Source organism: Streptomyces sp. NPDC050416, assembly GCF_044458845.1.
In the GTDB taxonomy this organism is placed as follows: domain Bacteria; phylum Actinomycetota; class Actinomycetes; order Streptomycetales; family Streptomycetaceae; genus Streptomyces.
Map to the genome: position 1 here is coordinate 67,880 of NZ_JBITII010000003.1, position 11,633 is coordinate 79,512.

11 protein-coding genes, 1 other RNA gene and 1 pseudogene are annotated in these 11,633 nt (G+C 70.9%); 10 read left to right on the top strand and 3 right to left on the bottom strand.

Annotated features, from left to right (window positions below; translation table 11 throughout):
* The first annotated feature begins 184 nt into the window (after positions 1 to 184).
* Positions 185 to 826 (top strand): hypothetical protein, encoded by a 642-nt coding sequence (locus tag ACIBL4_RS09870; RefSeq protein ID WP_399408232.1) that lies wholly within the window; start codon positions 185 to 187, stop codon positions 824 to 826.
* Positions 827 to 911: 85 nt separating this feature from the next.
* Here the strand turns inward: ACIBL4_RS09870 and ACIBL4_RS09875 are convergent, their stop codons facing one another.
* Positions 912 to 1,103 (bottom strand): hypothetical protein, encoded by a 192-nt coding sequence (locus ACIBL4_RS09875; protein WP_306966631.1) that lies wholly within the window; start codon positions 1,101 to 1,103, stop codon positions 912 to 914.
* A 289-nt stretch (positions 1,104 to 1,392) separates the two neighbouring features.
* On the opposite strand from ACIBL4_RS09875, the gene ftsE reads away from it, so the two are divergent.
* The 5 genes from ftsE to ssrA all read left to right on the top strand — a co-directional run bounded on the left by ftsE (position 1,393) and on the right by ssrA (position 5,390).
* Entirely contained in the window at positions 1,393 to 2,082 is a 690-nt protein-coding gene (ftsE, locus tag ACIBL4_RS09880) for a cell division ATP-binding protein FtsE (RefSeq protein WP_003990615.1), read from the top strand.
* A gap of 40 nt (positions 2,083 to 2,122) precedes the next feature.
* Positions 2,123 to 3,040: a permease-like cell division protein FtsX gene (gene ftsX, locus ACIBL4_RS09885; RefSeq protein WP_356926944.1), complete on the top strand. Its 918-nt coding sequence runs from the start codon at positions 2,123 to 2,125 to the stop codon at positions 3,038 to 3,040.
* Between the two features lie 68 nt (positions 3,041 to 3,108).
* Positions 3,109 to 4,278 (top strand): S41 family peptidase, encoded by a 1,170-nt coding sequence (locus ACIBL4_RS09890; RefSeq protein ID WP_399408235.1) that lies wholly within the window; start codon positions 3,109 to 3,111, stop codon positions 4,276 to 4,278.
* A gap of 46 nt (positions 4,279 to 4,324) precedes the next feature.
* Positions 4,325 to 4,804 (top strand): SsrA-binding protein SmpB, encoded by a 480-nt coding sequence (gene smpB, locus ACIBL4_RS09895; protein WP_010039871.1) that lies wholly within the window; start codon positions 4,325 to 4,327, stop codon positions 4,802 to 4,804.
* 182 nt (positions 4,805 to 4,986) lie between these two features.
* Positions 4,987 to 5,390, top strand: a transfer-messenger RNA (tmRNA) gene (ssrA, locus tag ACIBL4_RS09900).
* 238 nt (positions 5,391 to 5,628) lie between these two features.
* Here the strand turns inward: ssrA and ACIBL4_RS09905 are convergent.
* Together ACIBL4_RS09905 and ACIBL4_RS09910 are read right to left on the bottom strand one after the other, a co-directional pair.
* Positions 5,629 to 6,529, bottom strand: a pseudogene (locus ACIBL4_RS09905) (TIM-barrel domain-containing protein); the annotation flags it as partial.
* Between the two features lie 88 nt (positions 6,530 to 6,617).
* Positions 6,618 to 7,934, bottom strand: coding sequence for an MFS transporter (locus ACIBL4_RS09910; protein ID WP_399408237.1), 1,317 nt, complete (start codon positions 7,932 to 7,934; stop codon positions 6,618 to 6,620).
* 108 nt (positions 7,935 to 8,042) lie between these two features.
* Between ACIBL4_RS09910 and ACIBL4_RS09915 the strand changes: the two genes are divergently transcribed.
* The 4 genes from ACIBL4_RS09915 (at position 8,043) to ACIBL4_RS09930 (ending at position 11,361) form a co-directional block, all read left to right on the top strand.
* Positions 8,043 to 8,288, top strand: a complete 246-nt coding sequence (locus ACIBL4_RS09915; protein WP_399408239.1) for a hypothetical protein — start codon at positions 8,043 to 8,045, stop codon at positions 8,286 to 8,288.
* Between the two features lie 12 nt (positions 8,289 to 8,300).
* Positions 8,301 to 9,161: a hypothetical protein gene (locus tag ACIBL4_RS09920; protein ID WP_399408241.1), complete on the top strand. Its 861-nt coding sequence runs from the start codon at positions 8,301 to 8,303 to the stop codon at positions 9,159 to 9,161.
* A gap of 56 nt (positions 9,162 to 9,217) precedes the next feature.
* On the top strand, positions 9,218 to 10,183 hold the full coding sequence (locus ACIBL4_RS09925; protein WP_399408243.1) for a LysR family transcriptional regulator: 966 nt from the start codon (positions 9,218 to 9,220) through the stop codon (positions 10,181 to 10,183).
* Positions 10,184 to 10,344: 161 nt separating this feature from the next.
* Positions 10,345 to 11,361 carry a hypothetical protein gene (locus tag ACIBL4_RS09930; RefSeq protein ID WP_399408245.1) on the top strand — a complete coding sequence of 339 codons (1,017 nt, stop codon included), beginning with the start codon at positions 10,345 to 10,347 and terminating at the stop codon, positions 11,359 to 11,361.
* The last annotated feature ends 272 nt before the right edge of the window (positions 11,362 to 11,633 follow it).

The following is an 11,633-nucleotide window of genomic DNA, read 5'->3' on the forward strand; positions in this document are numbered from 1 at the left end:
CCGTAGTTGGACATGGTGCCCGCAAACGCCCTTGACGTGTCTTTGGAAAATGGGAAGGGTAAAGCGCGGCATGCGTGTCTCTGGGGCGCATGTGAACCGGGGGGCTCTTTCACCGCAGCTACCCCCGTCGAGCACAGCTCCGAACGCTGCCTAATGACGATGAGCTACTGGGGGTAGCAACCACATGACGAAGAAGACGCGGATCCGTGTCGCGCGGATAGCGGCCGGTGCCGTGATCGCCGCCGGCGCCTCGCTGACCGCCGCCGGCGCCGCATCCGCCGCGGAGACCGACAACTGCCTGCTGGGCATCCTGTGCGCCGACGAGTCGCCGGCCCCGACCCCGACCCCGCCGGTTCCCACCGAGCTCCCCACCGACCCGCCCACGGACCTCCCGACCGACCCGCCGTCGACCGAGGAGCCCACGGACGAGCCGACCGAGCCGACGGACGAGCCCACCGAGCCGACCGAGGACCCGACGAGCCAGCCGAGCAACCCGGGCAACGGGAACGGCAACGGCGGCGGTAACGGCAACGCCAACGGGGGCGGCAACGGCAACGCCAACGGTGGCGGGAACGGCGGCGGCAACGCCGCCGACCCCGACGGCGGCACCGCGCCGCAGGAGGAGGGCTCCTCGTCCCTCACCGACACCGGCTCGGACGCCACCCCGGCGGCGCCTCAGGCCCAGGGCAACGGCCAGGAGCTCGCCGAGACGGGTGCCGCGCAGACCACCTTCCTGGTGGTCGGGGCCGCCACGATGATCGCCGGCGGTGTCGGCTTCCGCGTCCTGCCGCGCCTCGTGGGCGGCCGCGGCGGGGCTGCCGCCTGACGGTAGCCGCGTCCGTACGGACGGTAGGCACAGCGCACAGCCGAGGGCCCGGAGCGAACGCTCCGGGCCCTCGGCCATGTCGTCGCTAGGCGGTTTGGTGCGCCAGTAGTGCGACCGCGGCGATCAGCACGGTGAGCAGTGCGATCAGTGCCATCGGGTTCAGACCCGCGAGGAAGTTCTCCTGCTGCAGCCGCTCGCGGTTCGCACGGCACACGGGGCACCGGCCCTCGCTCACGGGCGCCGCGCAGTTCGCGCACACCAGCCGGTCGTACGTCATGCGCTCGCCCTCCTTGCGCCGGTTCCTTGTATGTAACGCTCGTGGTGGTGCGAACGTTCCCTCTCCACTGTGCCAGGTTCCTCCGGAGGGCGCGCGGTTCGCTCCCAGAGGGGTGGTTGCTGTTGTCGCGCGGCTGCGGGCCGCATGTGGCTCGTCGCGCAGTTCCCCGCGCCCCTTGGGTTGGCACAAAACGGCACATCTGCTAAGCAACCACTGTCGGTGACTGCGGTCTGCTGCCCGGTTCGCGTATGGTCACGCTCATCTACCCCCGGCGACCCGTGGTGCATCCGTGATCCGATTCGACAACGTCTCCAAGGTCTACCCCAAGCAGACCCGCCCCGCCCTCAGGGATGTCTCCCTGGAGGTCGAGAAGGGCGAGTTCGTCTTCCTCGTGGGGTCCTCCGGCTCCGGAAAGTCCACCTTCCTGCGGCTGATCCTCCGCGAGGAGCGGTGCAGTCACGGGCAGGTGCACGTTCTGGGCAAGGACCTCGCGCGCCTGTCCAACTGGAAGGTGCCGCAGATGCGGCGCCAGCTGGGGACGGTGTTCCAGGACTTCCGCCTGCTGCCGAACAAGACGGTCGGCGAGAACGTCGCCTTCGCGCAGGAGGTCATCGGCAAGTCGCGCGGCGAGATCCGCAAGTCCGTGCCGCAGGTGCTCGACCTCGTCGGGCTCGGCGGCAAGGAGGACCGGATGCCCGGCGAGCTGTCCGGTGGTGAGCAGCAGCGTGTGGCCATCGCGCGGGCCTTCGTCAACCGGCCGAAGCTGCTCATCGCCGACGAGCCCACCGGCAACCTCGACCCGCAGACCTCCGTCGGCATCATGAAGCTGCTCGACCGCATCAACCGGACGGGCACCACCGTGGTGATGGCCACGCACGACCAGAACATCGTGGACCAGATGCGCAAGCGCGTCATCGAACTCGAGAAGGGCCGCCTCGTCCGCGACCAGGCCCGCGGTGTCTACGGCTACCAGCACTGAGACCGCACCCGAGAGTCACGGAAAGGCATAACCCCTCGCCATGCGCGCCCAGTTCGTCCTGTCGGAGATCGGCGTCGGTCTCCGCCGCAATCTGACGATGACCTTCGCGGTCGTCGTCTCCGTCGCCCTGTCGCTCGCCCTGTTCGGCGGGTCGCTCCTGATGAGCGACCAGGTCAACACCATGAAGGGCTACTGGTACGACAAGGTCAACGTCTCGATCTTCCTCTGCAACAAGAGCGACGCCGAGTCCGACCCCAACTGCGCCAAGGGCGCGGTGACGGACGACCAGAAGAAGCAGATCAAGGCCGACCTCGACAAGATGAACGTCGTCCAGACGGTCACCTACGAGTCGCAGGACCAGGCGTACAAGCACTACAAGGAGCAGTTCGGCGACTCCCCGCTGGCCAGTTCCCTCACGCCGGACCAGATGCAGGAGTCGTACCGCATCAAGCTGAAGGACCCGCAGAAGTACCAGGTCATCGCGACCGCCTTCAACGGCCGGGACGGCGTGCAGTCCGTCCAGGACCAGAAGGGCATCCTGGACAACCTCTTCAAGCTGCTGAACGGCATGAACTGGGCCGCCCGCGCGGTGATGGCGCTGATGCTGGTCGTCGCGCTGATGCTGATCGTCAACACCGTGCGCGTCTCGGCGTTCAGCCGCCGGCGCGAGACCGGCATCATGCGCCTGGTCGGCGCCTCGGGCTTCTACATCCAGGCGCCGTTCATCATGGAGGCCGCGGTCGCCGGGCTCATCGGCGGCACGCTCGCGTGCGGCTTCCTGCTGATCGCCCGGTACTTCCTCATCGACCACGGACTGGCCCTGGCCGACCAGCTGACGCTGATCAACTTCATCGGGTGGGACGCCGTCCTGACGAAGCTGCCGCTCATCCTGGCCACGAGCCTGCTGATGCCCGCGTTGGCGGCGTTCTTCGCGCTGCGCAAGTACTTGAAGGTGTGACGCATACCAAGAGGGGCCGTACGGTCAACAAGCCGTACGGCCCTTCCCCTTGTCCTAGACTCACCGCCATGTCAGGTCGTGACCCGTTCTGTCAGCCCCGTCGCGTTCGCCGCGGGGCCGCCCTGACATTGATGTTCGCGAGCGTGCTCGTCGCCGGCGCGGCCACGGGATCCCTCCCGCAGGCCGACCGGAAGGCGGCGCGGGACGAGGCGCGTTCGGCCGCTCCGGCCGGGCACCACGCGGACGTCACCAGGGCGGCCGAGGAGGCCATGGCCGACGGCAAGTCCCCGATGGAGGCCGCGAAGCGCGCCGTCAGCCGCAGTGGGGACCGCTGGGGCGCCGTCTACTCCCAGGGCGAGTACGAGGAGTTCGAGGAAACCCTCGACGGCCAGTACACCGGCGTCGGCCTGTGGGCGCGCAGCGCGCACGACGGCCGTATCGAGGTGACGAAGGTGCGGGCCGGCTCGCCCGCGGCCACCGCCGGGATCCGCCCCGGAGACCTGCTGCGCAGCGTCGACGGCCGGAAGACCGACGGGCGGCCCGTCACCGAGGTCGTCGCCATACTGCGCGGGGACGCCACCGACGCCCCCGCCGGCACCACCGTCCGCCTCGGCCTTGAGCGGGGCACGCGCGCATGGACCGAGACCGTGCGCCGGGCCCAGCTGTCCACGGACTCGGTCGCCGTTCGAAAAGTCGCCGGCTCGGTCACCCTCATCCGGGTCGACACCTTCACCAAGGGCTCCGGCGACCAGGTCCGCGAGGCCGTCCGGCAGGCCCCGCCCGGCGGCGGGATCGTCCTCGACCTGCGCGGCAACTCAGGCGGTCTGGTCACCGAGGCCGTCACCGCGGCCTCCGCGTTCCTCGACGGCGGCCTGGTCGCCACCTACGACGTCGACGGCGAGCAGCGCGCGCTGCACGCCGAGCCCGGGGGCGACACGACGAGACCCCTGGTCGCGCTCGTCGACGGCGGGACGATGAGCGCGGCCGAACTGCTCACCGGCGCTGTTCAGGACCGCGGACGGGCGCTCGTCGTGGGCTCCCGGACCTTCGGCAAGGGCTCGGTGCAGATGCCGAGCCGGCTGCCCGACGGCTCCGTCGCGGAGCTGACCGTCGGGCACTACCGCACCCCTTCCGGCCGCGCGGTCGACGGCCGGGGCATCACGCCCGACCTGGAGGCCGACGAGGGCGCACTCCAGCGGGCCGAGACCGTACTGCGCGGTCTGGCCGGTTCCTCGTAATCGACTTCCCCCGGACCCCCTCCGTAGTGCGAAAATGGGCGGCACTATGGCTAAGGAAAAAGGGCGCAAGCTGATCGCGCAGAACAAGAAGGCGCGGCACGACTACCTCATCATCGACACCTACGAGGCCGGTCTGGTCCTCACCGGCACCGAGGTGAAGTCGCTGCGCCAGGGACGGGCGTCGCTGGTCGACGGCTTCGTGCAGATGGACGGGCACGAGGCGTGGCTGTACAACGTGCATGTGCCCGAGTACAGCCAGGGCACGTGGACCAACCACAGCGCGCGGCGCAAGCGGAAGCTGCTGCTGCACCGCGAGGAGATCGACAAGCTGGAGTCGAAGTCGCAGGAGACGGGTCACACCATCGTGCCCCTCGCCCTGTACTTCAAGGACGGCCGCGCCAAGGTCGAGATCGCGCTGGCGAAGGGCAAGAAGGAGTACGACAAGCGCCAGACGCTCCGCGAGAAGCAGGACCGGCGCGAGGCCGAGCGGGTGATCTCGGCGGTGCGGCGCAAGCAGCGTGCGTGACCTGCATCACACGCCGGGGCCGGGAATGCTCCGGTGCGGGGAGGCGTTGAACCAAGTGCGACGGCGGGATGACCGCCGGGAATACGGTGGCATCGGCGGAGGTTGATCCCGTACGATGGCATCTGCACCGCCCAGGCGGTGTGAGCCCCTCACAGCGGGGGCGAAGATTGAAAAATCAACATGGGGATGATCGGTTTCGACAGCGGCTGTCGAAGCAGGGGAAGCGTGTCGAGGAAGCGGCCATGATCTCGTAAACCACAGGCCGAAAAAAATAATCGCCAATTCCAAGCGATCCATCTCCCAGGGCGAGCTCGCCCTCGCTGCCTGATCTTCAGGTAGCGAGCAGCGGCTCCCCTACTTAAGGGAGTGTCAGCCCGGGAGTGTTCCCGACCCGGTTCCTGGCATCATTTAGGGAACTAAACCTTGATCCCGGTCACGGGGTGAAAAGGGAAACCACACAGTGACTGGGCCCGTCGGAGACTTGTCGGCGTGATCTCCGGGGCCGAGAAAAGCACAGCCGACTGCACACGGAGAAGCCCTGTTTCCACACCGTTGGACGCGGGTTCGATTCCCGCCATCTCCACTCATCCCATGTGGGCACAGGCCCCGTCGCTTACGAGCGGCGGGGCCTTTGTCATGCGTGGCGCGTGCTCGCCCGCTCGGTCAGCCGCGGCGGGCAGCAGCGTCGTCTCCGGTACCGGCGTGCGGTCCCAGGAGCGGGGCATTGTGCGATGGGGTGGGCCGCGGCCGGGGCCGACTCGACGGGGTGCACCGAGGGCGTCAGCCCGCGCCGGTCGGCCGCGGCCGTGAAGCCCTCGAAGTTTGAAGACGGACAGCGGGAGTTCGCGTTCCCGCATGCTCTCGATGAAGGACGTCACCGTCTTCTCGTCGTACGACGTTGTGAAAGACGTCGACAGCCACAGGCCGAACGACCAGGCGGGCGGCAGGGCCGGGCGGCCGGTCAGGGCCGTGTACTTGCGCAGGATCTCCTTCTGGGCCGGGCCGTGGACGCCGTAGTACGTCAGCTCCTGCGTCTCCGCGCTGAACCGCACCCGGGACACGACCTTCGAGGGACCTCGAAGGACACCTTGCCCGGGTGGTCGACGAAGACGCCGTAACCCCCGTCCGTGAGGTAGAAGGGGACGCTCTTGTAGGCCTGTTCGCTGCAGGTGCCGCCGTCGGCCTGCCAGATGTCGACGACCTGGCCGTTCTTGACCAGCGGGCCGAAGCGCTCGCCCAGGCCGTAGACGGACGTGCCGACCTGGAGGACCAGCTGTTCGCGCAGGTCGTGCGCGCCGCTCGCGTCCCGCATGATGCCCATGCTCTTGTGACCGCTGCTGGTGAGGGTGCGGCCCTGCGCGCGGAACTCGACCTGCCAGGGGCCGCCGCGGGCCACCCGGGCCGACAGCTCGCCCGAGGTCAGGGTCGCGTGCTCGTCGTCGTACGCGATCTGCGGGGCGGCTCCTGACCCGGTGAGCTCGAACTCGGGTCCCCGCGGCACGCCTCCCGTGAAGTGTGTCAGTGTCAGGCCGAGACGTCGGGCATGAGCGAGTGCGCGCGGAGCGTCAGGACCGGGCCCTTCAGCAGGTCACCGCGGGAGCGGACGGGCCGGGTCGGCGCGTGGAGCTCGAGCGTGCCGTCCGACTCGCTGACGTCGAGCACCTCGGCCGGGTACGCCGCCGTGACGCCCTCCCGGAGCAGCCAGTAGCCGTCGGTGTACTGCATGTGAGTGGTCCTTCTTCCCGTGCCCGCGGGGCGGCAGGTTGCGTCGAAGCGCTTCGACGGAAGAACGTATGTGCGGTGCGTGAGGGCGTCAATGGGGCATGCGGTGATCGGTGAAGCGATCCGACGCGCCGACCAGTGACAACGCCAGGGCCACGACGGCCGCCGTCACCGGGATGCCGTATCCCGCCGTCACCGACACATGCCCCACCGTCCAGCCGCCGAGCGCGCTGCCGCAGGCGATACCGCCGAGCAGGCCGGTCACCGCCAGGGTCATGCCCTCGTTCAGCCGGCCCTGCGGGGTGCGCTCCTGGACCAGCGTCATGGTGGTGACCATCGTCGGAGCCGTCGCCATCCCGGCGATCAGCAGCGCGCCCGCCAGGAGCGGGAGCGAACCAGTGAGGGCGGCCGCGAGCAGGGGCAGGGTCAGCAGCGCGGTCATCGCGGCCACGCACCACGGCAGCCGGGAGGCGACCGACCCGGTGGGCTTCACGGCGCCGTACAACAGGCCCGCCGCGCACGAGCCCGCCGCCTGGAGCGCGAGCACGACACCGGCCGCCGACCGGTGCCCCCGCGCGTCCGCGAACGCCAGCGTGACGACCTCCGTCGAGCCGAACACCGCGCCCATCGCCAGGCAGACCGCGAGCAGCGGGGGCATGCCGGGGGCGCGCAGCGGTGCCTTCGCGGGTATGTACGCGCGGACCGGCGGCTCCGTCGCACGCCGGGTCGTGAACAGGACCATCCCGGTCAGCAGCAGCACCGCCCCGACGAGCGTGCCCGCCTCCGGAAAGAACGCCCCGCACAGGAAGGCCGCGAGCGCCGGGCCCAGCATGAAGCACAGCTCGTCCGCGGCCTGCTCGAAGGAGTTGGCGGTGTGCAGGCCCTTCGGGTCACCGGCCAGCAGATGTGCCCAGCGGGCCCGGGACATGCCGCCGGTGTTGGGGGTCGTGGCGGTGGCGGCATAGGAGGCGAACAGGGTCCAGTCGGGGGCGTCGTGGCGGACACAGAGCAGCAGGGCGAGCGAGCCGAGGACGGCGAACACCGTGGCGGGCAGGGCCACCCGGGCTTGCCCGTGCCGGTCGACGAGGCGCGCGGTCCACGGCGCCACCACCGCGGTCGCCGCGAGGCCCGTCGCCGTGACGGCACCGGCGAGGGCGAACGAGCCCCGCGTCCCGGCGATCATGACGACCGCGCTGACGCTGAACATGCCCATCGGCAGCCGGGCGATCAGGTTCCCGGCGGTGAACGCACGGGCGCCCGGCAGCCCGAAGAGACGGCGGTACGGGGTGAGTTGCGGCATGCGCCCACCGTCGCCCGGAGGTGACCGGGCGGTCCAACACCTGTTCCGCGCCGATTCACGCACCTGGGTTGTAGGACGGGCTGGAAATATTCGCCGCTCTTTCTTCATACAGAGGTATGGAGAGTCCATAATGGCGCATAGAAAAGATGCTCAACCGGGAAATCCTTCACTCGTTTGCCGCGCATCCGGTGAAGAGGGCCGACGGTTAGTCGGTACATGACCGAGGCGATCAGGAAAGACGGTTGGGCGGTAACGCTCGGCCCCTACACCTACATTCCCGCTCCAGGGCACTCGTCGGCCACCGTCAACGGCACGCTCACCAAGGCCGGTTGCCCGGTCGCGCTCCAGGTGACCGAGCCGGTACTGCGCGATTTCATCGATGCCATGAGCGTGCTGGAAAAGGATCTCGCCCGACGGTGGATCAGTGCGACGGAATGGCCTGCTTTCGCGCTCGCGGAATAGTCGGGCCGCGCTATGTACGACAAAGGAATCGAGGGCTCCGGCAGGCACCGGGCGCCCACCTGGGATTTCGTGACCCCGCTGACACCGCCGGATCCGACCTGGGACCCGGCCGAGGAACTGGCGTTCATCCTCGAGGAGGCACTCGGGGAGCAGGATCCGAGGATCCCCGCCCCGCGCGACGTGGCACCGGCCGCTCCCGCGGATCCGGCCCCCGGCGAGCGCATGCAGCGGCTCCAGGACATCACCGAGGAACTGCCGCCCGTGCGGGACGTCCCCCGGCGTCACCGCAAGGTCCGGGCCCGTAGAGCACCGGGCGTGCTCCGCACCACCAGCTTCCTCATCGCCGCCCTGACGGCCGTCATCGCCTCCGCGGTGAGTCTCCTGAGCGGCATGGTCGCCTACCCCCCGCTGCGCCTGGTCGGCCTGTCCCCCGCGGGGCGCGCCCTCGGCACCTGGTGGCCCCTGCTCGTCTACGGGCCCTGGCTGGTGGCCTCCCTGTCCGTCCTGCGGGCCGCGCTGCACCAGCGCCGTGCCGTGCACTCCTGGTGTGTGGTGCTGGTCTTCTCGTGCGTCGCCGTGCTGCTGTGTGTCGCCCAGGCGCCGAGGACCGTCCTCGGTACCGCGGCCGCTGCCCTGCCCGGGCTGGCGGCGCTGGCCTGCTTTCAGCAGGTCGTCCGCCAGATCACGCTGACGCGTCCGCCCGTGCGTACGCCGGTGCCTCGGCATCGTCTGGGGCAGGTCGCGTTGAGGGAGCTTTCCGGTGGGGAGGTTCCGGGGTGCGAAGTGACCGCTGCCGGTGCGGGTTCTGGTGCGGCGGTTCAGGGTGAGTGTGTGCGTGAGGGCGAGGGGCCTGGGCGGGTGGCCGGGGACTGAGGAGGTCGCGGGGTGCGGGGGACCGGGCGGGCAGCCCGCCGCTGTAGGTTCACGGCATGTCCGGCCACCTCGACCCCCGGCTCCTGCGTGCCTTCGTCACCGTCGCCGAGGAACTGCACTTCACCCGTGCCGCGGTGCGTCTCCACACGGCCCAGCAGGCGCTCAGCCGGGACGTGCGGCGGCTGGAGCGGGAACTGGGCGCCGAGCTGTTCGTGCGGACCACCCGGCAGGTGACCCTCACGCCCGAAGGAGACCGGCTGCTGCCGTACGCCCGCCGCGTGCTCCAGGCGCAGGAGGAACTGCTCGCCGCCTTCGACCAGGCCCGGCCCCTGCTGGTGGACCTCAACTCCCCGGGCCTGGTCACGCCGCGGCGCGTGCTGCACCGGGCGCGTGAACTCGCCCCCGGGGACGAGCTGATGGCCCGCTACGAGAGCGGCCTGACCGGGGCGGCGGGGGAGTTGCTCGCGGGCCGGCTGGACGTGTCGTTCGGGCGGTTCGCCGGGCTGGACCCGGCGCTGCGGGCCGGGCTCGGCCACCAGCCCGTGCGGTACGAGCCGATGGCGGTCGTGCTGCCCGAGGACCACCGGCTGGCCCCGCTGGCGCAGGTGCCGCTCGCGGAGCTGGCCGGCGAGACCGTCTACGCGGGCGCCGGCAATCCCCGCACGCCGGAGTGGACCGGCCTCGCGCGGCTGCTGTTCGAGGGGCGGGGCATCGAGATCGCGCCACCGGCGCCACTGGCCGTCGGTGAGGAGGAGTTCCAGCGGGTCATGGCCCGGACGCGCAACCCGGTTCTGGCCGTCGTGGGGTTCCCGGCCCCGCAGGGGACGGTGTCCCGTCCCCCGGTCGATCCGGTTCCGCTCTCTCCCGTGTCGCTGGTGTGGCGCAGGGGCCTGACGCACCCCGCGCTCGACGCGCTGCGGCGGGCCGCGGCGCGGCTCGCGGTGGAGGAGGGGTGGCTGCGGAGGCCCGACGGAGGGTGGGTTCCGGCCACCGATGACGTCCTCATGGTGTCTCGCTATTGACACGATCCCGCACGTGGTCCGCACATATCCTCCGCGTGCGCTACATTCGACGTCTGAGCACGCTGTGGTAATGGGGGCGCTTGGGACGGGTTGGGGACCCGGTCCGAACGACGGGTGCTCAGGTCGCAAGCGCACCTGAACCATCCCGTGGGGGGAACTGCGTGCGTGTGAATCCGTGGCGAAAAGACGCCCAACCCGAATGGCCCGAGGTCGCATCGGCGACCGGTGAACTCCTCGCGGACGGCAGAGCCCGGGACCGGAGAGCCACGCAGGTGTTCTCCGGCGGCGACGTCCAGGTGTCGGGTACCCGCCCGTCCGCGGGGACGGAGCTGACGGAGATGCTGCGCGGCATTCCCCGGCAGAGCGAGGGTGAGGCCGACTCGTACGCGGCGGATTCCGGTACCCGTCAGGCCGTCCGCGACCCCTGGCAGGAGGACGCCGACCCGGTCGGGCACGTTCGGGCCGGGCACGCTCACGACCCGCACGAGGTCACCGTCCAGCTCGACGCCGTCCAGCTCGGCGACGGGTTCGTACGGCAGGCCAAGGAAGGCACCGGCGCGGGCACCGCCGACCGGCCCGTCTTCGTGGACGAGTCCGGTCGCCGCAGCCGTCGCCTCCGCCGGATCGGCATAGCCATCGCCCTGGCCTGTGGGGTCTACGCCGTCGTCATCGTCGCCACGGTGCTGTCGGGCAACTCCAACGCGCCCTGGCTGCCCGTACCGGGCCAGCAGGAGGGCCGGCCGGCCGGGCAGGTCGACACCCCGCCGCAGCCCACGGAGTCGGCACCGGCCGGTGACACGGGCGTCACCGCCCCGGGCGGCGCGCCGGCGACCGACGAGGCCACGGCACCCGCGTCCGGCCCCAGCGCCCTCGACGAACCCGCGGCATCGGCGGGCCCGGGCCGTTCCGGCACGACCGCCAAGCCCTCGCCGACGGCGACCCCGACCACGCCGGCCCCGGGGAAGGGCGTGACCGAACCGACCCCGACCAAGCCGGCGGACCCGGCGACCACGCCGGCGACCGACCCCACGCCGACGGTCGAGCCCACCCCGGAACCGACCGAGACCACGGGCGCCGCCGACGACACCGACACGGTGGCCGAAGGCCCGCTCGAGACACCGCCCGTCGCCCAGCCGCCCGTCGCGGAGCCACCCGTCGCGGAGCCACCCGCCGTCTAGAGGGTGTCCGCAAAGCCCCGCCGGCCCTTCGACGCCCGGCACGCTCCCCCCGAGCTCTTCGAGCGACAGGGGGTGTCCCAGAGCACGCACCGAATGCCGCAGGGCCCGCCCTCCGGGCGGACGACGGGACTTCGCGGACCCCTGGTACCGGTCGCGCGGGCGGCGCCCGCCGCCTCCGCCCTCAGGGGAGATCCGGAGGAAAGGGCGCTCCGGTGCCCCGGTCTCAGGCCCAGAGCTCCCCTTCCCGCTGGAGCGCAGGGACCTGATCACGC

Excerpts from the sequence above, each read along its gene's own strand:
- ACIBL4_RS09925 (WP_399408243.1), top strand. The coding sequence starts at position 9,218 with ATGTCCGGCCACCTCGACCCCCGGCTCCTGCGTGCCTTCGTCACCGTC.
- ftsX (WP_356926944.1), top strand. The coding sequence starts at position 2,123 with ATGCGCGCCCAGTTCGTCCTGTCGGAGATCGGCGTCGGTCTCCGCCGC.
- ACIBL4_RS09890 (WP_399408235.1), top strand. The coding sequence starts at position 3,109 with ATGTCAGGTCGTGACCCGTTCTGTCAGCCCCGTCGCGTTCGCCGCGGG.
- ACIBL4_RS09920 (WP_399408241.1), top strand. The coding sequence starts at position 8,301 with ATGTACGACAAAGGAATCGAGGGCTCCGGCAGGCACCGGGCGCCCACC.
- smpB (WP_010039871.1), top strand. The coding sequence starts at position 4,325 with ATGGCTAAGGAAAAAGGGCGCAAGCTGATCGCGCAGAACAAGAAGGCG.
- ACIBL4_RS09915 (WP_399408239.1), top strand. The coding sequence starts at position 8,043 with ATGACCGAGGCGATCAGGAAAGACGGTTGGGCGGTAACGCTCGGCCCC.
- ACIBL4_RS09875 (WP_306966631.1), bottom strand. The coding sequence starts at position 1,103 with ATGACGTACGACCGGCTGGTGTGCGCGAACTGCGCGGCGCCCGTGAGC.
- ACIBL4_RS09910 (WP_399408237.1), bottom strand. The coding sequence starts at position 7,934 with ATGAAGAAAGAGCGGCGAATATTTCCAGCCCGTCCTACAACCCAGGTG.
- ACIBL4_RS09870 (WP_399408232.1), top strand. The coding sequence starts at position 185 with ATGACGAAGAAGACGCGGATCCGTGTCGCGCGGATAGCGGCCGGTGCC.